We start from the raw sequence: 20092 nt of genomic DNA on the forward strand, positions 1-20092 counted from the left end.
TGCCCAATCGCGATGGATGAAGGTCTACGCTTCGCAATCCGTGAAGGTGGCCGTACAGTTGGTGCTGGTGTTGTAGCTTCTATCGTTGAGTAATCAATGATATAGCTAAAACGCTAAAAAAGAGGTCGCTTAGGCGGCCTTTTTTTATGCCTGAAATTCGGGTGTTATTGAAGGTTAGGCTAAAGCCCAACCCACAGGGGTGATGTTGTAGGCAAGGCTTCAGCCTTGCAACCGCCAAAGGCGGTCACATTCCAGAGGCCAGTACCTAGACACAACCGTGTTTTTATATGTTTCTCACACATGGTTAGGCTAAAGCCCAACCTACAGGAGTCGATGTTGTAGGCTAAAGCCCAACCCACAGGGGTGATGATGTAGGCAAGGCTTTAGCCTTGCAACCGGCAAAGGCGGTCACATTCCAGAGGCCAGTACCTAATCACAACCGTGTTCCTTACCTGTTTCTCATACATGGTTAGGCTGAAGCCCACCCTACAAGGGTAGATGTGGTAGGCAAGGCTTTAGCCTTGCAACCGCAAAAGGCGGTCATATCCCAGAGACCGGGACCTAGTACACAATCAATAACTCCCCAAAATGGTTAGGCTAAAGCCCAACCTACAGGTGCTGATGTGGTAGGCAAGGTTTTAGCCTTGAAACCGCCAAAGACGGTCACATTCCAAAGGCCATTGCCTAGTCACAACCAATTATTCACAGCGTAGTGAGATTCAACTTTATCTGCGAATCTATACTCAATCATTTCTCCTGATATCATTGCGTTGCAATGAGAGCATCTACCAGCTCAATGCTACTTCACCTATGATGTTGTCTACCGGAACGAAGCCCCAATAGCGACTATCTAAGCTATTATCACGGTTATCTCCAAGCACAAAGTAGTGGTGATCCGGCACTTTCCACTTCGATTTTCCTTGATAATACCGCTCAGTTCGTGGGGAGGCATGTTTGTTTAGCCATATGTTATAAGTGTGTTCTCCTATCGACTCTGAATAACCCTGATACGGCGGCTCGCTTATTGCGCCTTGCTCAATTTGATGTAGAGCTCGCATAGGTGCACATTGAGCTTCGAGCGTGTCGCAGGCGGGTTGAATGAATACTTGCTTGCCCTTCAGCGCTATCGTATCCCCGGGCAGGCCAACAACGCGACTTATGTAGTTGATACTAAGCTGTTCTGGGAACTGAAAGACAATAAGACTACCTCGCTGAGGCCTTTTGGAAGGGGATTCTTTTTTTAGTTGAATGCCCGCTAAGCGATGATTTTCATAACCGAGCTTATTTACCACCACTACGCTATTAGGCGTTAACGTAGGGCTCATCGAAGAGGATGGTGCAGCAAACAATTCAAATGCATTGATTCGCGTAAAAAATATAAGTATCAGAAATAGGGTGAAACCTAACAGCGATGTCCACCAGTTAGCGTACCAACTACGGTGTTGGCTGCTGTCATAGGTTTTTGCGAGCCAAAGAGTGTGGATGAACATCAATACAAGTAATAAAAATGCGAGATCGATGTAGCTAGGTAAAAAAGGTGTCAGCTTGGAGCCTATTAGAGCGACCAGTGCAAAAAGGCTCAAATATGCGAAAAATAACCGTCCTCTGTTAACATAAAGGAACGCGAAAGGTTGCATAAAAACCCCTAAAATGACCGAAGCCCAAGTATTTGGTTTCCACAGCTGTTTTTGAGTTGTCATACTTATCCTTGTATATCTTGTTCTCCATGGTGGGAATCGTGACTCTACAACAATTCCCATTAAAGACCAAAGATTCGGTGTTTTTTCAGTCAGGTTGAAGCCCGGTGTTTCTATTAGCTGTTTACTGAATACCTTAAACTTTATTTTCCATGTATCCATGTCGATGCAGAGGAATTGGGCTGATACATTGATGCTTATAAAAAGAAGTGAGCATATGGTTGTAGGTCAGTCTTTAGCCCAGCCATATTTAGCATGTTCATACACTAGAAATAGAGGTGCAAATACGGATGCCATAAGCTCATTACTTCTGCAACTCCTTCTAATGCGTTAATAGCTTGGTTATGCTGCCTTTTTGTTTTTCCTTTGATGAATTGGAGCAGTATGAAAGCAAGGCGATCGAGTTACATGTTGCGACATGGGGTATGTCGAAAGGAAAGCTGCCATTACATTCTGTTAACCCTCAACGATCACTTACCTTTTCAGACTTTATGACTTATTACTATGGATTTGTGGCAGCATGATAAACCCCTTATTCCTAGCTCTTATTTTATGCTTTTTGTCATTTGGTCTCTCGGCGGGTCAGCTGACAATTAAGCATGAAATTGCGATGCCTAAAACTTTGGATGCAAAGGTGTCTTATTTAGGGTACAGCCCGAACGGAGGGGCTTTGCTGTTGTCCTCTTTTGTGCGAAAGGAGGCCTTTGTTATCGCTTCTGATGGAAGTTTAAAGGCACTCTCTTTAACGCCAGCAATAGATGAGCAAAGAATGGCTTACACTGATGAAGCCTTATATTTTTTTGCGGGCTCGCAACTGTATAAATTGTTGGATAATGGAGAGCTGGTATCTATTAGTCAGGCTGAGCCTGCTTTAGGTTATGATCTCGATGTCAGTCGCTCAGGCCGCTACGTACTTTCAGGTAATTATGAATTGTTGGGCATTAACTCCTTGGATGCAGCAGCTAGAATGCTTAATGTATCGGGAGTTCACCCCAGCGATGACTTTAATATGGAATATGAAGTGCTATCGATGCAACGTCAAGTATCAATATGGTTAAGTGATAAAACTTTGCTTAGGGCGTGGAAGTTAGCTGATGCCCAAACGATCAATGACATTGAAGTTAGAGGCAAAGTGCGGACACATATTATTCTGAATGAGGCAGAATCTATCATTGCATACATCGTAGGCGATACAGTACGCTTTTGGAATTACAAAACCAATACGCTATTAAAGCAACAACTGGAATTTGGTAATGATATCAGCTTAGGTAAATGGAATAGTAAAGTTTGGCTACTTAGCGGCAAAACGCTCTATAGGCTTATTTGGGAAGGAAATAGTGCCACTGCGCAGAAAGTATATCAAAGCAATGCTGATGAAATCATTGACACTTTCAGTCGGCATAATTTTTCTAGTGATGGTAAATATGCTGTGTTAACCGAGCGCAAGGGGGAGGAGTTTGACACTGCACTCTATCAGCAGGATCGCGATAGACAGTTTGTTAAGCTGAGTGAGCTTACTTTCGGACCTGGTCGTCTCAGCCTTCATCCAACAAAACGGGAGCTGGCATACTTCAGCTATGACGATAATACTCTGCGAATATACAGCTTTTAACGAGGTTGTATCTCACTCGTATCATAATTGAGATGAGTGTATTGCACTACCTTGTAGGCGATGCTTTCAGCCCTGCAATCGACAAAGGTGGTCATATTCATCAAAACTAGGACTTTAGCGTCGAACATGTTTTTCACATAACGGTTAGGCTAAAGCCCAACCTACAGGGAGAGGTTGCTCTATAGGCGAGGCTTTCAGCCTTGCAACCGGCAAAGGCGGTCACATTCCAGAGTTCGGGGCCTAGTACACAATCAATAACTCCCCAAAATGGTTAGGCTAAAGCCCAACCTACAAAAGAGGTTACTCTATAGGCAAGGCCTTCAGCCTCGACAAATACAATCCAGATTTCTGGGCTGAGAACACAAATGTGTTTTTCACATAAAGGTTAGGCTAAAGCCCAACCTACTGGGGAGGCCGCTCTGTAGGCAAGGCTTCAGCCTTGCTACTCCAAAGGGCTAATTAAGTATCTGGGAAAGAGCCTTTATCCTAGTTTGGTTCATACGCAACTCACAATTATTTATAGCGGTCTCATACGCACTTGTGCCTTGCTCAATCTCGAATGCCTCAAGTTGACAACTTTGAGCCTTAAAATCGCTCCATGCCAATTGAGTTTTTTCTACTTGGTCGATTAATGTGTTACCTAATTGAGTCTCTGCAGCATAAGCCATCTGAATTTGCTCCCGTAAAAGCCTTAACTCGTTTGTTAGGCGGTGTTCAGACTCGTCTTTTTTCTGCGCTATGCATTGCTCGAATTCAAGACTGTTGGTGGCATCTTCGCAAGGGAGCTTTGTATTACTGGAATTAGCAGCACAACTAAATGTAATCAGTGTCATGATAGCCAAGTATAATGCTTTCATTAGTTCACACCTCCGGTGGCTTTAGGTTTACGCTGTTCAAAATACTTCACACGATTTCTACCCGGTTCATAGAGCCTTAAAGTAGTGGAGTTGCGAATACAGTCGATGAGCTCATTAAAATCGTTATTCATCCCTGCTTTCATCGAGGGATCATAGTAGAGTCTTGGTATAAGAAGTTTACAAAGGCGTCTCTAATTAGAGGCTCTAAACGTTGCTCTCCGATCCTGAGAAACGTTCCGAAAAAGCTCAATTCAAAACACCTTTCGCAGGGCTAAAGCCTTGCCTATTTATTTTCAGACTGAAGTCTGACCTACAGGTGATCATCCCGCTTTAAAGCCCTGTGCCTTTTGAACGCTTCTCAACCACCGCAGCCGTCATCCTTGAAATACAACACAAATCGCCGGCGCTGTTGTAAATTTTTATCTCCCACACTGATGAGCGGCCGCCTAGATGCACGGGCTTGGTCACGGCTTTAAGTGTGCCGGTGCGTGAGGCTTTAAGGTGGTTGGCGTTGATCTCCTGGCCGACGCAGTAGTATTTGCGGGTATCGACCACAAAATTGGCGGCGTAGCTGGCCACGGTTTCGGCTAATGCCACGTAAACGCCGCCATGAACAATGCCCATGGGGTTATATAATTCGTTGCTCACAGGGAGGCAGGCGACCAGGTAATCGTCGCCTATCTCTGTGATCTCAATGCCGAGTTTAGTCATTAAGGTGCCTTTTTCACCTACACCTAAATCAAGCTTTTTACATAAGGCTAAATCAATCTCTTGGGCCCAAATACTCATCTGTATTCCTTAAACAGCAACGCGGGTAAAGGTTTTAATTCGGTGTTCAGTGGCTAATGTATCGACATAGTCGCGTACATGCTCTGGAAAGGTTAAGTCTTTGACCACAGTGAGGTTGCGCAGAAACGGAAACAACGCCACATCGGCCCAAGTAATATGTTCTGGGGTTTGCAGCCATGTTAACTCACTCAATGCGTGTTCCATTGTGGCGATATCAGCGTCGCTGTTGGCTAACACGCTATCGAAAGATTCGCCCAGGCGCTGCTCTTTCTTCTCGCGAAAATAGCTGATAGCGGTATCAATCGCGTATTCCGGTAGAGCCAGCTGCGGCCAGCGCACAAAGGTCAGCCGTAAAAAGGTTTCAAGATGCTTTTCAACCCACTGTTGGGCTTGATTAAAGTGCTCTCCCTGTGACAGCTCCTTGTTGGCAAGAGTGCAGAAATACTCGGCAATATCTAAGCTTTCGGCCATCGCGGTATCATCATCTTTGACCAAAATAGGCACTATTTTTTTGCCCACTAACTGGTTTGGGGTGGCCTCGTCATCGTTGAGGAGGAAGCGTACGTCCACCTCTAAGCCCAAGGCGCGTGCAACCAGTAACGACTTTATACAATAGGGGCAATGTTCAAATATAAACAGCTTCATAAAAAATACCTCAGAGCTTGCGAATTACTACCTTTTGGCCTTAGCTGTAACTAAACAATAGTTGCCGGACGAAAGCAAACTTTCGCCATTAGATCATCATGCAATATGAATCCGTTTACGAATTTTGGTTTACTCACAGCAGTCCACAGGATTGGTTTAAAAAAAGCGCCGACTTTGACGCCACAATAAAAAAGCAATTTTTACCTACTTACGAGGCAGCGCGCCAAGGCGAGCTTTATTCTTGGCGAAAATCTGCTCGAGGCGCGTTATGTGAAATTATAGTGCTGGATCAGTTTCCTCGTAATATGTTCCGCGATACGGCCCAAGCGTTTGCAACCGATACACTGGCTTTATGTTTGGCGCAGAATGCGGTGGAAAAAAAGTTTGCTTTGGAACTTGATGATACCGAGCGTAGTTTCTTATACATGCCCTATATGCACAGTGAGAGCCAGGCGATTCATGTGGTGGCCGAGCAGCTTTTTCGGCCCTTGAGTAATTATAAATATGAACTGGCTCACAAAGAAATCATTGACCGTTTTGGGCGTTATCCACATCGTAATGATATTCTCGGTCGGCAATCGAGCGACGCTGAGCAGGCGTTTTTAAATCAGCCCGGTAGCCGCTTTTAGTTAAGGGCTTTGTGCCCACTGCTTCGCTTGCTCACGTTGTTCATAACGAAAGGATTTAACCTCTGCATGAATAAAGTGTGCGCCTAGTTGCTGGGCAAAGTCACCAAGCAACGAATTGGTGGCAATGGCTACTTTGTTCACCTTTTTATGATGGTCACGCACAAATTGCAGATGAGAGAGTAACGCGGCAAATGAGTCCCACCCCGGAAAGTGTTCAGTAGCAATAATGAGAGCATGTAGCTTTGCATGCTGTTCAATGTAAGGGTCGATAATACGCACTGCTGCTGCAAAGTCTTCTGCTGTCAGCTGGCCTTGTGGTTCGAGTAGGGCAGTATTGTGTGTTTCGTTTATAGTGATATTGAGCATATATCCTCGCCAACGAGTTCATTGGATGCTCTATCAATATAGAATATTTACTTTCAAACGGTTGGTTATTGGTGCACGGTTGAGGGCAGTGCGCTGAGGTTTAAAGTTTCACCTACGCAGCTTTGCAGCAAACTCTGAACTTGGTCTTTTTCGCTTTGCGAGTAGCGAAGGTCATACTTGCTCATGATGTAATTAAAGCGCTGAATGTACTGACAACGGTAATCTTGGTGCGGCGGCAACCATTGCCAAGGACCTTTTGCTCCTTTGCTACGATTTAGGCCATCATCAACAGCAAGCAAGTTCTCCATATCGTTGGCAAATTGTGCCTTTTGCGAACGACTCCAGGTGGCAGCACCGTGTTCATAGGCAAATTTAAGCGGCACAATATGGTCTATATCTAAGTCATCGTCATTGCGTAGTATCTGCCCTGAATAAGGGTCATGCCACTGACCGCTGGTGACGGTGCAGCGCGCCTGGGTGGTGTAGCTTACATTAGTGTGTGATTGGGCAATCAGCACTTCAGCACGGGCGTCTTGGCAGTCGTGATCGGTGTCTAACCAATGTGGCCAGTTATCCCGATGATAACTATTTTCTGATGTGTGTTTAGTGTAGTTCTTTGGTAAACGTCCACCGTCTGCTAGACAGCTTTCTAAGTTCGCATAGGGAGTGAAAGATTGAGTGCGTTGATAATGAGCAGAGTCTTCAGGGTGACAAAGGCCGCTGCGCGACATCTTGACCGTATCGGCTTTGCACGCACCTATCGTCAGTGCCGAAATAAGTAAAAGGAACGCTGAAAATACACCTTGGCGAGTCATCTAACTGCTTAATAATATGACTAAAACAGCGCTACTTTAAAGCATTGTCGCGCATTCGTCACCTATCACTTTATGAGTATGAGGTGAGGTTGCATATGAACAAAAGCGAAGTTGCATTAATTAAGGTTGCAACAGTCAGCAAATTCCCTGATTTTATTTGCGATTTTCATTTAACTGTATATACTCACAGTTAAATGTACTGTATGGAAACCCAGTTGTATGCGCCCATTAACTAAACGCCAATCGCAAATTCTTGAGCTGATTAAAGTCTTTATTAAAGATACCGGCATGCCGCCGACGCGTGCAGAAATTGCACAAACACTGGGGTTTCGCAGTGCTAACGCCGCAGAAGAACATCTTAAGGCGTTGGCTAAGAAAGGCGTAATTAAAATGAAGCCTGGCGCGAGTCGAGGTATTCAATTGGTCGAGGAAGAAGAACCCGAACAATTGGGCCTGCCTTTAATTGGCCGCGTTGCTGCGGGCGAGCCTATTCTTGCCCAACAGCATATAGAGAGTCACTGCCAGATAGACCCATTGTTGTTCAAGCCTGCTGCAGATTACTTGCTGCGCGTAAATGGCATGAGTATGAAAGACATCGGCATCATGGATGGCGACTTATTAGCGGTACATCGCACTCAGGTGGCTGAAAACGGCCAAGTGGTGGTCGCGCGGGTTGATGAAGATGTCACCGTGAAGCGCTTAGAAAAAGCTGGGCGTAAGGTTCTGCTGCATGCAGAGAATGAAGAATTCACACCCATTGAAGTCGATTTAGAAAACGAATCCTTTAATATTGAAGGCTTAGCTGTAGGTGTGATCCGAAACGCCGACTGGATGTAATTAAATTTACTTATTTTGCCTCTAATAGGTCGGTTATTAGGGGCTTTCCCCACGTTCCCTCCTTAGCCACAGTGCTTTCTAACAGTTTGAATCTCCCTGTTAATTTATTAATAAAACGTAAACAAAAATAGTGTATTAACTTGCTATTAGCTCAATCTTTGACTAATTGGTTATATTACAGGCTTTGCTGGTCGGTTTTTCAACAGTTTGTTTAGGGTCAAAGTTGTCGACTGGTAAAAGCATAATAATAACGAAGATTGGGTATTAAGCTGTAACCGCCTCTTCCTTGCATTGCGCAACAATAAGGAGATGGTACACATGAAGAAGCTGAGCTCCCTCATGTTGCTATGTCTGTTATTCCCTCAATTGGTGTCCGCGAATAGCAAGTACAACTTGCGCCAAGGGGTAACTGACATTAGCGAAAATGTTTACCAACTACACATGACCATATTTATTATATGCTGTGTGATTGGTGTGGTTGTTTTCGCGGTGATGTTTTGGGCGCTGCTCAAACACCGCAAGTCAAAAGGGGTCACCCCCGCTACCTTTCATGAAAGCACCAAAGTAGAAATACTTTGGACAGCGATTCCATTTGTTATTCTCATAGCCATGGCTGTTCCGGCCACCAAAACCCTGATTGCTATGGAGGATACATCAAAGGCCGATATCACCATTAAGGTGACTGGATCACAATGGAAATGGCACTACGAGTATATGGGTCACGATGTGGGCTTTTACTCACTGCTGTCTACGCCTCAAGAGCAAATCAAAAATGCGCAAAATAAGGGCGACAATTACCTCCTCGAAGTAGATAAACCCTTGGTCATTCCCACTAATCAAAAAGTACGTTTTTTAATGACCTCGGATGACGTCATTCACTCTTGGTGGGTGCCCGATTTTGCAGTAAAGAAAGACGCTAACCCTGGGTTTATCAACGAAGCTTGGACGCGCGTAAACGAACCGGGTACGTATCGCGGCCAGTGCGCCGAGTTATGCGGCAAAGACCACGGCTTTATGCCGGTGGTCGTAGAAGCAAAACCCCCTGAAGAGTTTGACGCTTGGCTGGCAGAGCAGAAACAAGCGAAGCAAGCTCAGGCGCAGGCTGATGCTGAGCTGCTAGAACAAATCCTCTCAGAAGATGAGCTTATGGCATCGGGCGAGCAAGTGTACATCACTCGCTGCGCAGCTTGTCATCAGCCTACGGGGCTTGGTTTACCTGGAGTCTTCCCCGCCATTAAAGGCAGTCCCATAGCCACCGGCGATATTAACGACCATATCGATATTGTGCTGCACGGTAAGCCAGGGACTGCGATGCAGGCATTTGTCGGTCAACTTACGCTTAAAGAGTTGGCAGCGGTGGTTACTTACCAACGCAATGCCTTTGGTAATGAAACCGGTGACATCGTTCAACCAAGCGTGATTCAGGCCTATATTGATGGGGAGGAACAATGAGTACAGCAGCTGCAACACATGAACATCACGGGCCTGCAACCGGAATTAAACGCTGGCTTTTTACTACTAACCACAAAGACATCGGCACCTTGTACTTATTATTTTCGTTGTTGATGTTTTTAACCGGTGGCGCCATGGCAATGGTGATCCGAGCCGAGCTATTCCAACCAGGACTTCAGCTGGTTGACCCTCATTTTTTCAACCAAATGACCACAGTACACGGTTTGATTATGGTCTTCGGCGCCGTGATGCCTGCCTTTACGGGCTTAGCTAACTGGATGATCCCCATGATGATTGGCGCGCCAGATATGGCTTTGCCGCGAATGAATAACTGGAGCTTTTGGATTCTGCCATTCGCTTTTGCCATCTTATTGCTGTCGCTGTTTATGGAAGGCGGCGGTCCGGCCTTTGGGTGGACCTTCTATGCGCCCTTATCGACCACCTACAGCAACGACAATACTGCCCTGTTTGTATTTGCCATTCACATTATGGGGATAAGCTCCATCATGGGGGCCATTAATGTCATTGTGACTATCGTTAATATGCGTGCTCCAGGGATGAAGTGGATGAAATTACCGCTGTTTGTGTGGACCTGGTTGATCACTGCGTTTTTATTAATTGCAGTGATGCCGGTGTTGGCGGGTGCGGTGACCATGGTGCTCACTGATAAGTATTTTGGCACTGATTTCTTCAATGCCGCCGGTGGTGGCGACCCTGTGATGTTCCAGCATATCTTTTGGTTCTTTGGTCACCCGGAAGTGTACATTATGATTTTGCCAGCGTTTGGCATTATCTCCACCATAGTTCCTACCTTTTCACGCAAAAAACTGTTTGGCTATTCGTCCATGGTATATGCCACGGCCTCCATCGCCTTGCTGTCTTTCGTGGTGTGGGCCCACCATATGTTTACCACCGGTATGCCACTGGCCGGGGAATTGTTCTTTATGTACTCGACCATGTTGATATCGGTGCCAACGGGAGTAAAAGTATTTAACTGGGTAGCCACTATGTGGCGCGGTGCCATCAGCTTTGAAATACCAATGATGTTTGCTATCGCCTTTATTGTGTTGTTTACCCTCGGGGGCTTCTCAGGGTTGATGTTGGCAATTACCCCAGTGGATTTCCAGTACCATGACACCTACTTCGTGGTGGCGCACTTCCACTATGTTTTAGTGACCGGGGCGGTGTTCTCGATTATGGCCGCTGCTTATTACTGGCTGCCAAAATGGACTGGGCACATGTATAGCACCACGTTGGCGAAATGGCATTTCTGGCTGTCGTTAGTCAGCGTTAATGTGCTGTTCTTCCCCATGCATTTTGTAGGTTTGGCGGGTATGCCACGGCGTATTCCAGACTATGCGCTGCAGTTTGCTGATTTTAACGCCATTATCAGTATTGGTGGTTTCGCCTTTGGACTCTCTCAACTGCTGTTTGTTGCCGTGGTGTTCAAGTGCATCAAGGCTGGAGAGCAAGCACCAGCGAAAGTGTGGGATGGCGCAGAAGGCTTGGAGTGGGAGGTAGCATCTCCGGCACCCTACCACACCTTTGAAACGCCACCTAAGGTGCAGTAATGAACCACGCACCGTTATTAAAGAAACTAGTCATCAGCGTCATCGGCATGTTTGCGTTCGCCTTTGCCTTGGTGCCGCTTTACGACGTGTTCTGCGAAGTAACAGGGCTTAATGGTAAGCCCTCACTCGAACAGGCGCAGCAAAGCGAGCATGTGGATGACTCTCGCGAAGTGACGGTGAGCTTTACAACCCATGCGCAAAGTGGTGCCCCCTTTGAAGTGTTAGCGCAAAAGCAAGAAGTGGTGGTGAAACCCGGGGCGATGACAGTGGTGACATTTGCCGCAGCGAATACCAGTGGTGAGCCGCGAGTCATGCAGGCTATTCCATCTGTTTCTCCAGGGCTCGCAGCCAAGTATTTACACAAATTGGCGTGTTTTTGCTTTGACCAGCAGCCGCTACAAGCCAATGAACGGCTTGAATACCAATTGCGCTTTTATGTCGACCCTGCGTTGCCGCAGGAGTATGAGGAATTAACGCTGTCTTACACCCTCTTTGATATCAGCGCTAAGCGACAAGACTTACTCGCAGCGCAAGCGCGATAAACCGAGCGAGGTTAACGAAATGAGTAATCAATACGAAAAATATTATGTTCCGGAGCAAAGCCCCTGGCCGATAGTGGGAGCTGTTGCGTTGTTTTTTATCGCTGTGGGCGCGGGTCTTAGCGTTATGCAGTTAGAGCAAGGCGGTGGCTCTGGTACCTATTGGCTTATTGCTGGTATTGCGGTGCTGGTGTACATGCTGGTGGGGTGGTTTCGCAATGTGATTAATGAGTCACAAAGTGGCTTGTATTCGGCGCAAATGGATCGTTCTTTTAAACAAGGGATGAGCTGGTTCATTTTCTCAGAAGTCATGTTCTTTGGCGCTTTTTTTGGGGCACTATTTTATGCCCGTATGTTGGCTGTACCTTGGCTTGGTGGCGAAGGTAATAACTTGATGACCAACGAAGTGTTATGGCCTGAATTTAGCGCCTCATGGCCGCTAGAGTTAACACCAGGCGGTGATACAACTCAGGCTATGGGATGGCAAGGTTTGCCGCTAATTAATACCATTATTTTGCTAGTTTCTTCGGTGACTTTACAGTTTGCGCATACTGCAATTGAGAAAGACAACCGTAAACAGCTTACGGTATTTCTTGCCCTGACGGTGATACTCGGCGCGATATTTCTGTTTCTTCAAGGTGAAGAATATATTCACGCATATCAGGATTTAGGCCTTAAGTTAGACTCGGGTATTTATGGCAATACCTTCTTCTTGCTCACAGGCTTCCACGGTATGCATGTCACCTTAGGGGCGATCATGCTTACCGTGGTACTCATTCGCGTAATCAAAGGGCACTTTAGCAGTGAAAAGCACTTCGCATTTCAGGCTGCGGCTTGGTATTGGCACTTTGTTGATGTGGTGTGGTTGTGTCTATTCGTATTTGTGTATGTGTTGTGATCGGAGAAGGGTTAAAGCGCAGCAAGCCAGCTTGCTGTGCGAGCAGAATAATAATCAGGACGATGGCGCACAAGGCAACACGTTTGCCTAGGTAGTGCGACATCGGCACCTTGGAGTCAGACTTCAGCATAGCCAACATGGCACGGAATAAGGTGTATATGACAAAAAGTAGCAGCGCAACAATAATAATTTTTATAAGCACAGTGCAGTTTTCCTCTAATTGGTGTGCGAGTGAATACTCATAAGCTTAGCGCATTTTTGTGGAGTAGCATTGTCGTGTTAGTAGTAAGTACTTGTGTAGGCTTGGGTTTCTGGCAGTTAGATCGCGCCGAGCAAAAGCAAGAGCGCGAGCAGCTATTGCAGCAATGGGCCAGTAAAGGGCGCATTCCTTTTACCCAAGCTCAGCGCCTGATCAATTCAGATGTTGATGCCACAGGTATGCAAACCGCAGTGTCTGGTCGTGTGCTACAGCACTACTGGTTGCTTGATAACCAGGTTTATCAAGGCCGGGTTGGCTACGACGTATTGGTGTTGGTTATGCCTCAAGGAGCTAGTCGCTGGCTACTGGTCAACCTTGGCTTCATTGTTGCGCCAACAACACGTGAGCAACTGCCTCAGTTGCAGCTACCGACACAGATAACGCTTGATGATGTGCTCATTAAAGAAGGCCCGTTAGGGTCAATTACCTTGGCGCAAAGCTCACCATCAATGGGTTGGCCTAAGCGTGTACAGCAAATCGATATAACACAAATCGCGAATCAAGCGAGAGTCCCCGTTTATAATTTTATGGCGTATGCGCAAACGCCTTCGCCGTTAGTTGCTACCGAGCCACATTACCAGCCTGTGACCATGCCTGCAGAAAAGCATATAGCCTATGCATGGCAGTGGTTTCTCATCGCCTTAGCGGCGTTATTGATTGCGCTTACCGCCTTTTGGCGTGCAAGGAGAGGGTATGACAAATCGTAAACCATTAGTGATTTTTATTGCTTGTTTCATTATTCCCGTTGTTGCGGCTATTGCCGTTCTTAAAAGTGGCTGGCTACCAGCAAGTACCAGTAATAACGGCACTTTAATGAGTGAGCAGGTGGAACTTGAACAGTGGGGCCAGTACCCCGTGTCGCCCTGGACTATCGCGCTAGTGAATCAAGCTGATTGTGACCCTTGCCAAGCCCAGTGGCAAGACATGCAGTCGCTCTATGTAGCGCTCGGGAAAAACCAAAGTAAGGTGCGCATGGCAGTATTAGGGGAGAGGCCACGCAGCGCCGAGGTACCCGAGGTGTTGCATGTGGATTCAGTGCCCAGTGCATTAAAAGCAGGTCATCTGTACTTGATAGATCGCCATGGTTTGGTGGTATTGGAATATGACTACGCTGAGCAGGAGCAGCAAAACCGACTTATCCACAAAGGATTACTAAAAGACATTAAAAAACTACTTAACTATTCTCGCAGCAGCTAACGAGGCCAGTATGACAAAAAATTATAAAACTCTGGTGTTATGCACTGCCATTCTCGCAGTGTTGGTGGTGGGCTTGGGCGCTTATACACGTTTAAGTGATGCAGGACTAGGGTGCCCTGACTGGCCCGGTTGTTATGGCTTTCTCACCGTACCCGATCAAGCCCATGAAATACAAAAAGTGCAGCAGCACTTTCCTGGTGCGCAGGTAGATCAAGGTAAAGCCCTCAAAGAGATGGTGCATCGCTATTTTGCCGGCGGCCTAGGCTTATTGATCCTAGCTTTAGCAGTGTATGCATTACGCCATGCAAAGTTACCTCATGTCCCGTTGCGTCTACCAATGGTGTTGTTGTTACTGGTTATTTTCCAAGCCTTACTGGGCATGTGGACGGTGACCATGAATTTACAACCTTTGGTGGTGATGGGGCATCTTCTTGGTGGCTTTTCCATTGCTAGCTTACTGTGGTTACTTTACCTGCGAACCCATTCTCAGCCCGTATTTGGTGGCGACCCCGGAGCGCGAGCAAGTCTAGGTTGGAGCCTGTCCGCGTTAGTTGTGGTGGTGATACAGATTGCCTTAGGGGGATGGCTCGCGGCAAATTATGCAGCCACACATTGTATTGGTTTCCCGATGTGTGCGGGCAGTGAGGCGTTCTCACTCAGTAGTGTTTTCCAGCTACCTACCGAGCACAGTAATTATGAGTTTGGGGTGTTGTCGTTCGAATCGCGTATGTCTATTCATCTATTGCATCGCTTTGGCGCACTCATTACCGCCGTGGTGTTGCTCAGTGCCATGTGGCAGGTATTTCGCAGTGCGCAATCACAGATGATTAAACAGGCGTGTGGCTGGGTTGTGGCGGCCTTAGTGGCGCAAATAAGTTTAGGTATCGCGTTAGTACAGATGAGTATTCCGTTAAATGTGGCACTTGCCCATAACTTGATGGCGCTATTGCTATTACTGACCTTAGTGCGGTTGTGTTATCTACAAAAATCAAAAAGTTAATAAGGGAGCAGGCTATGAGCAAAGCGATTTATTGGCAGTACGGAGATAGTAAAGACACCACATGGCGTGATTATTTAGCCATGTGCAAAGCGAAGGTTGTGCTGATGTTGGTATTAACCGCTTGGGTTGGCGTAGCTTTAGCTCCCGACATGGGGCGCAGTTGGTTATTGCAAGCAGTGAGCTTACTGGGTATCGGCTTATTATCAGCAGCCGCAGCGGTGATTAACCATATTGTGGACCGAGAAATTGATATGAAAATGGCTCGCACTCGCCATCGCCCGGTGGCCCGTGGCAGAGTGAGTGAGCGCAATGGCTTTATGTTTGCAGCACTGATTGGTGGGCTTGGGTTTGCTGCTTTGGTTAGCGCTGCTAACTGGCTGTGTGCCATTTTAACGCTGATGGCACTGGTGGGTTACGCAGTTGTATATACATTATTTCTAAAGCGGGCGACGCCTCAAAATATTGTTATTGGTGGGCTTGCAGGGGCGATGCCTCCTTTGCTCGGTTGGGTTAGTGAAACGGGGCAACTTGCTGCAGCACCATGGCTCTTGGTGATGATCATTTTTACTTGGACCCCTCCGCATTTTTGGGCTTTAGCTATTGCTAGAGAGGCAGATTATCGTCGAGCGAATGTGCCTATGCTACCTGTGACGCACGGTATCGATTTTTGTAAAACATGTATATTGGCGTATACCGTGATTCTCGCCTTAGTGTGCATCTTGCCCTATTTAATTGGTATGTCAGGGCTATTTTACTTGTTATCAGCAGTTATTCTTAATGGTGTGTTTATTGCCTACGCTTGGCGTTTAAAGCGCGAACAGGACCATCGCAGTGCAATGGCCGTTTTTAAGTTTTCAATTGTGCATTTAATGGTACTCTTTGTCGCATTATTTATAGATAAGTGGATGTTTTATGTGGCGTAAATTAGGCACGGCCGCACTATTTTCTGTTCTGCTACAAGGGTGTTCAAAGCCGACATTAGAGGTTGATGCGCTGGTGTATGAGCCAGCCAAAGTCGTGAAGCCATTTAAGCTGAAAAATCAACACGGCAACGATGTCGGCGTTGATGACTTAAAATCGCAGTGGGATTTGCTGTTTTTAGGTTACACCAGTTGCCCTGATGTGTGTCCCATGACCTTGGCAAAGCTCCGGCAGGTAGAAAAAAAGCTTGCCATAGAAGATATAAACGTTTGGTTTATATCAGTAGATCCTAATCGCGATACTGCACAAAAGCGTCTACAGTATATTAATTACTTTAATCCTAATTATCAGGCCGTGTCGGGACCGCACAAGGCGCTTTACCCCTTTGTCCAGAATTTAGGGCTAATTTATGCAGTGACTGAAGAGCAAATAGGAGACTATTTAGTGGACCACAGTGCCTCGGTGGCACTGGTCGATCCGCATGGGAAAATACGGGCTATCTTCAAACCTGAATTTAAAGCTGGCAGTGTACCAACTATTAATACAGACACCATGATCAAGGACCTTAAATCTATACTCAGCTACTACGGTGGCTGAGCCTGTACCAGCGTGTCCCCCTTCGGTTGTCTATACATAGGCAGCCAACTCACCTAACTCTCTATTTATTTAAAGATTTTTTTACAAAAATGCGCTGGCAATCTAACTAACTAGGTCTAAGCTTTTGATATGAGAAATGTTAAATGCTCAAGCATAATTTATGTTTAGGTTGCCTAACGAATTAACCATTTCACAAGTTGAAAATTTACAGACAGAGCTACTGAAGCAGCTCCAGCAGGGCAGTGATCTCTGTTTGGATATGAGCGATGTAACTCGCGCCGATACTGCCTGTATTCAGCTCTTGTGTGCGTTACAAAAAGCATTACAACTTGGCGATCACAGCATTACATGGGAAGGCTCGAGTGAAGCGCTCATAAACGCTTGTCAAAGCTTGGGTGTAGCCAATTATTTAGCGCTAAATGGAAACTAAATTAGGGGTGGGTATGACGAAGATTCTAGCCGTGGATGACTCAGCTTCAATGCGTCAAATGGTGAGCTTTACCTTGAAAAAGGCAGGTTATGAAGTCACTGAAGCGAAAGATGGCAGTGAAGCGTTAGCGATCGCCAAAAAGGATAAGTTCGATGCCGTGATTTCAGACGTCAATATGCCGGTTATGGATGGCATCACCTTGATTCGAGAGCTAAGAACCTTAGGTGATTACAAATTTACCCCTTTGCTTATGCTTACTACCGAATCCGGGCTAGATAAAAAGTCTGAGGGCAAGGCTGCGGGGGCTACCGGCTGGATAGTTAAACCCTTTAATCCAGACCAACTACTTGCAGTAATGAAAAAAGTAATTCGCTAAGGCTGCGCGGCTATGAGTATCGATCTCAGCCAATTTTTCGAAGTCTTCTTTGAGGAGAGTTTCGAGGGCCTTGATGCCATGGAGAGTGAGCTGTTAAATCTTACTCCAGGCGAAGCCGATAGCGAAACGCTCAATACCATCTTCCGCGCAGCCCATTCAATCAAAGGCGGCAGTGGTACTTTTGGGTTCACTTCAGTGTCCGATTTTACCCACGTTTTAGAAACCTTGCTGGACCAAATACGCCAAGGTCAGCGTCAACTTGAAGCACAGCACGTAAACCTGCTATTGCGTTCGGTCGACTGCTTGCGAGAGATGTTGCAGGCACTGCAAAGCGAACAAGAGCCAGAGCTAGACACTGCCAAGGAGCTACAGCAACAATTTGAGGAAATTCTTGGTCTAAGTGAAGGGGAAGTGGCGGCCAACGAAAATGAAGCAAGCGCTTCACCGTCGCAGCAAGCAGAAACTAACACCTATCAAATTTTATTTAAACCGCACCATCATTTATTCAAAACAGGCAACGAACCTCTGTTTATGCTCAGTGACTTGGGGGATCTCGGATCCATTGAAGTTGAAGCTGATTTATCCGCCATCCCTGAAATTCAGAATCTTCAGGGTGATGAATGCTTCATGTCTTGGAAAGTATTTTTGCAAACTGAAGCAACACAAGAGCAAATTAAGGAAGTGTTTGAGTGGGTAGAAGATGATGCTGATATCGATATTAGTCTGTGCGGAGGCTTGTTCTCAGAGCAGGAATCATCCGCGCCGACTGAACCACTGGAGCGCGATGATGCTGCACAGCAATCAAGTGAAAACGAACCGGTGGCCCAAGCGACTCAAGCACCGGCAAGTAAAGGCAAAGCAAATAAAGCTAAATCTAATGAGTCGACTTCCATCCGTGTTGGCATAGATAAAATTGACTCGTTAATCAATATGGTGGGTGAACTGGTTATTACGCAATCCATGCTCAGCCAACTGGGTGAGCAGGAAGTGACCGAAAATACCCTGGCTGCGCTGCAGGAAGGGCTTGCACAGTTAGCGCATAATACCCGCGATTTACAAGAAAATGTCATGCGTATTCGCATGCTGCCAATTAGCTTTGTATTCAGCCGATTCCCACGTTTAGTTCGAGATATATCGCAAAAACTCGGTAAGCAGGTGGAGTTAAAGATTCTTGGCGAGGGTACCGAGCTTGATAAAACAGTGATGGAGAAGATCTCTGATCCCATGGTGCATTTAGTGCGCAATTCGTTAGATCACGGCCTAGAGACGCCAGAACAGCGTAAACAAAGTGGTAAACCTGAAATTGGCACGGTGACACTCAACGCCTTTCACCAAGGCGGCAATATTGTGATTGAAATAATGGACGATGGCCGAGGCCTAAATACCGAAAAAATCAGAGAAAAAGCCATCGCTAATGGCCTAATCGATGGCAATGAAGAGCTCAGTGACGACGACGTTAACGAGCTCATTTTCGAACCAGGGTTCTCCACAGCCGACGAAGTGAGTGACATCTCCGGGCGCGGTGTCGGGATGGATGTGGTGCGCCAGAACATTAGCTCCTTAAGCGGTTCTATCGAGGTGGTGTCGACACCCGGTACGGGGTCAACTTTTACCATCCGTTTGCCACTAACGCTCGCTATCTTAGATGGTCAACTGGTCCGCATTGCCGAACATACCTATATCGTGCCGCTCATTACCATCGTTGAGTCATTACAAATTGATACGAATAAGGTCAGCCGGGTCGGCAAAAGCTTGGAGGTACTGCGGCTGCGTGATGAATACATTCCCATTTTACGGTTATACCAATTGTTCAATCATCATGATGCCATTACCGAACTTGATAAAGCTCTTCTGGTCGTGGTCGAGTGTGATAACCAAAAAGTGGGTCTGCTGGTGGACGACTTACTGGCGCAACAGCAAGTGGTAATAAAAAGTTTAGAGGCGAACTATCAGAAGGTTGATGGTGTTTCCGGTGCAACTATTCTCGGAGATGGGCGGGTATCGCTGATCGTTGATATTGCCGGGTTAACCAAAATGGCCGGTTTGAAAAAGCCAGGTGCACAAGAGGTACTCATTGATGCTGCAGCCCTGCATGAGGAGCAGGTATGAAAGTAGAAGGCATTAACGAACATATTATCTTGCAGAATAATCAGGGTCACATTCAGCAATACCTGACATTCATGATGGCTGACGAAGAGTACGGCATGGATATCCTGAGTGTACAAGAAATACGTGGTTGGGAGGAAATAACCGCGATTCCTAATGCCCCAGATTATATCAAAGGGGTCATTAACCTCAGAGGAACTATTGTACCGATCATTGACTTGCGTTTGCGCTTTGGGATTAAAGCTCAGCCTTACGGGCCACTGACGGTCGTCATCGTGGTTAAAGAGCAAGTAAGAGAGAAAACTAAGGTAATGGGCTTGGTGGTTGACGCTGTGTCCGATGTTTACGCAATTAATCAACAGGATGCGAAAGGGATCCCGGAATTTAACGATTCAAGCGACAACGAATTGGTGGAGCGACTCGTTAATGTAGGGGAAGCCATGGTCATTCTTCTGGATTTGCCAAAAATACTCGATTGTTAATGGCGAACAAGTACTAA

General features: G+C 46.4%; 24 protein-coding genes. 17 read left to right on the forward strand and 7 right to left on the reverse strand.

Going from position 1 to position 20092, the window contains the following annotated elements; all coding sequences use genetic code 11:
* Positions 1 to 93: hypothetical protein (locus EXT46_RS09900; RefSeq protein WP_130145475.1), on the forward strand; the 93-nt coding region annotated here is incomplete at its 5' end.
* Between the two features lie 692 nt (positions 94 to 785).
* On the opposite strand, the gene lepB is transcribed toward EXT46_RS09900, so the two are convergent.
* On the reverse strand, positions 786 to 1859 hold the full coding sequence (gene lepB / locus EXT46_RS09905; protein ID WP_130147014.1) for a signal peptidase I: 1074 nt from the start codon (positions 1857 to 1859) through the stop codon (positions 786 to 788).
* A gap of 358 nt (positions 1860 to 2217) precedes the next feature.
* Between lepB and EXT46_RS09910 the strand changes: the two genes are divergently transcribed.
* Positions 2218 to 3309 (forward strand): hypothetical protein, encoded by a 1092-nt coding sequence (locus EXT46_RS09910; protein ID WP_130147017.1) that lies wholly within the window; start codon positions 2218 to 2220, stop codon positions 3307 to 3309.
* A 455-nt stretch (positions 3310 to 3764) separates the two neighbouring features.
* Here the strand turns inward: EXT46_RS09910 and EXT46_RS09915 are convergent, their stop codons facing one another.
* The 3 genes from EXT46_RS09915 to grxB form a co-directional block, all read right to left on the reverse strand.
* A complete protein-coding gene (locus EXT46_RS09915) occupies positions 3765 to 4166 on the reverse strand; it encodes a lysozyme inhibitor LprI family protein (protein WP_130147019.1) in 402 nt (133 codons plus the stop codon).
* A 330-nt stretch (positions 4167 to 4496) separates the two neighbouring features.
* On the reverse strand, positions 4497 to 4955 hold the full coding sequence (locus EXT46_RS09920; protein WP_053909958.1) for a hotdog fold thioesterase: 459 nt from the start codon (positions 4953 to 4955) through the stop codon (positions 4497 to 4499).
* A 9-nt stretch (positions 4956 to 4964) separates the two neighbouring features.
* Complete coding sequence (gene grxB, locus EXT46_RS09925) at positions 4965 to 5600, reverse strand: glutaredoxin 2 (protein ID WP_130147021.1); 636 nt, start codon at positions 5598 to 5600, stop codon at positions 4965 to 4967.
* A gap of 98 nt (positions 5601 to 5698) precedes the next feature.
* On the opposite strand from grxB, the gene EXT46_RS09930 reads away from it, so the two are divergent.
* On the forward strand, positions 5699 to 6229 hold the full coding sequence (locus EXT46_RS09930; RefSeq protein ID WP_130147023.1) for a DUF924 family protein: 531 nt from the start codon (positions 5699 to 5701) through the stop codon (positions 6227 to 6229).
* Here EXT46_RS09930 and EXT46_RS09935 read toward each other — a convergent pair whose 3' ends face one another.
* Positions 6230 to 6595, reverse strand: a complete 366-nt coding sequence (locus tag EXT46_RS09935) for an STAS/SEC14 domain-containing protein (RefSeq protein WP_130147025.1) — start codon at positions 6593 to 6595, stop codon at positions 6230 to 6232.
* 65 nt (positions 6596 to 6660) lie between these two features.
* The gene (locus EXT46_RS09940) at positions 6661 to 7410 is read right to left on the reverse strand and encodes an HNH endonuclease family protein (protein ID WP_130147027.1); all 750 of its coding nucleotides are present in this window, start codon (positions 7408 to 7410) and stop codon (positions 6661 to 6663) included.
* Positions 7411 to 7629: 219 nt separating this feature from the next.
* Between EXT46_RS09940 and lexA the strand changes: the two genes are divergently transcribed.
* The 5 genes from lexA (at position 7630) to EXT46_RS09965 (ending at position 12707) form a co-directional block, all read left to right on the forward strand.
* Positions 7630 to 8247: a transcriptional repressor LexA gene (gene lexA, locus EXT46_RS09945; protein WP_022943698.1), complete on the forward strand. Its 618-nt coding sequence runs from the start codon at positions 7630 to 7632 to the stop codon at positions 8245 to 8247.
* 318 nt (positions 8248 to 8565) lie between these two features.
* Positions 8566 to 9699 carry a cytochrome c oxidase subunit II gene (gene coxB, locus EXT46_RS09950; protein WP_130147029.1) on the forward strand — a complete coding sequence of 378 codons (1134 nt, stop codon included), beginning with the start codon at positions 8566 to 8568 and terminating at the stop codon, positions 9697 to 9699.
* Positions 9696 to 11270 (forward strand): cytochrome c oxidase subunit I, encoded by a 1575-nt coding sequence (gene ctaD, locus EXT46_RS09955; RefSeq protein ID WP_022943700.1) that lies wholly within the window; start codon positions 9696 to 9698, stop codon positions 11268 to 11270. Before coxB ends, ctaD begins: the two co-directional genes overlap by 4 nt.
* Positions 11270 to 11812 (forward strand): cytochrome c oxidase assembly protein, encoded by a 543-nt coding sequence (locus tag EXT46_RS09960; RefSeq protein ID WP_022943701.1) that lies wholly within the window; start codon positions 11270 to 11272, stop codon positions 11810 to 11812. Before ctaD ends, EXT46_RS09960 begins: the two co-directional genes overlap by 1 nt.
* Before the next feature lie 19 nt (positions 11813 to 11831).
* Positions 11832 to 12707 carry a cytochrome c oxidase subunit 3 gene (locus EXT46_RS09965; RefSeq protein WP_130147031.1) on the forward strand — a complete coding sequence of 292 codons (876 nt, stop codon included), beginning with the start codon at positions 11832 to 11834 and terminating at the stop codon, positions 12705 to 12707.
* On the opposite strand, the gene EXT46_RS09970 is transcribed toward EXT46_RS09965, so the two are convergent.
* Positions 12607 to 12909, reverse strand: a complete 303-nt coding sequence (locus EXT46_RS09970) for a DUF2909 domain-containing protein (protein WP_081604362.1) — start codon at positions 12907 to 12909, stop codon at positions 12607 to 12609. The genes EXT46_RS09965 and EXT46_RS09970 overlap by 101 nt on opposite strands.
* 29 nt (positions 12910 to 12938) lie before the next feature.
* Here EXT46_RS09970 and EXT46_RS09975 point away from each other — a divergent pair, with 29 nt between their 5' ends.
* From EXT46_RS09975 to EXT46_RS10015, 9 genes are all read left to right on the forward strand, one after another.
* Positions 12939 to 13673, forward strand: a complete 735-nt coding sequence (locus tag EXT46_RS09975; RefSeq protein WP_022943703.1) for an SURF1 family protein — start codon at positions 12939 to 12941, stop codon at positions 13671 to 13673.
* The gene (locus EXT46_RS09980) at positions 13660 to 14163 is read left to right on the forward strand and encodes a hypothetical protein (protein ID WP_045979081.1); all 504 of its coding nucleotides are present in this window, start codon (positions 13660 to 13662) and stop codon (positions 14161 to 14163) included. The genes EXT46_RS09975 and EXT46_RS09980 overlap by 14 nt, the downstream gene beginning before the upstream one ends.
* A 10-nt stretch (positions 14164 to 14173) precedes the next feature.
* Positions 14174 to 15163, forward strand: a complete 990-nt coding sequence (locus EXT46_RS09985) for a COX15/CtaA family protein (RefSeq protein WP_022943705.1) — start codon at positions 14174 to 14176, stop codon at positions 15161 to 15163.
* 14 nt (positions 15164 to 15177) lie between these two features.
* Positions 15178 to 16086 (forward strand): heme o synthase, encoded by a 909-nt coding sequence (gene cyoE, locus EXT46_RS09990; RefSeq protein WP_130147033.1) that lies wholly within the window; start codon positions 15178 to 15180, stop codon positions 16084 to 16086.
* Entirely contained in the window at positions 16076 to 16681 is a 606-nt protein-coding gene (locus EXT46_RS09995; protein WP_130147035.1) for an SCO family protein, read from the forward strand. Before cyoE ends, EXT46_RS09995 begins: the two co-directional genes overlap by 11 nt.
* 160 nt (positions 16682 to 16841) lie before the next feature.
* Entirely contained in the window at positions 16842 to 17111 is a 270-nt protein-coding gene (locus EXT46_RS10000; protein ID WP_130147037.1) for an STAS domain-containing protein, read from the forward strand.
* Between the two features lie 13 nt (positions 17112 to 17124).
* A complete protein-coding gene (locus EXT46_RS10005) occupies positions 17125 to 17487 on the forward strand; it encodes a response regulator (protein WP_026110938.1) in 363 nt (120 codons plus the stop codon).
* A gap of 12 nt (positions 17488 to 17499) precedes the next feature.
* Positions 17500 to 19596, forward strand: coding sequence for a chemotaxis protein CheA (locus EXT46_RS10010; protein WP_130147039.1), 2097 nt, complete (start codon positions 17500 to 17502; stop codon positions 19594 to 19596).
* On the forward strand, positions 19593 to 20075 hold the full coding sequence (locus EXT46_RS10015; protein WP_130147041.1) for a chemotaxis protein CheW: 483 nt from the start codon (positions 19593 to 19595) through the stop codon (positions 20073 to 20075). Before EXT46_RS10010 ends, EXT46_RS10015 begins: the two co-directional genes overlap by 4 nt.
* Positions 20076 to 20092 lie beyond the last annotated feature (17 nt).

This window comes from Pseudoalteromonas sp. CO325X (assembly GCF_004208955.1).
Taxonomy (GTDB): domain Bacteria; phylum Pseudomonadota; class Gammaproteobacteria; order Enterobacterales; family Alteromonadaceae; genus Pseudoalteromonas; species Pseudoalteromonas ruthenica.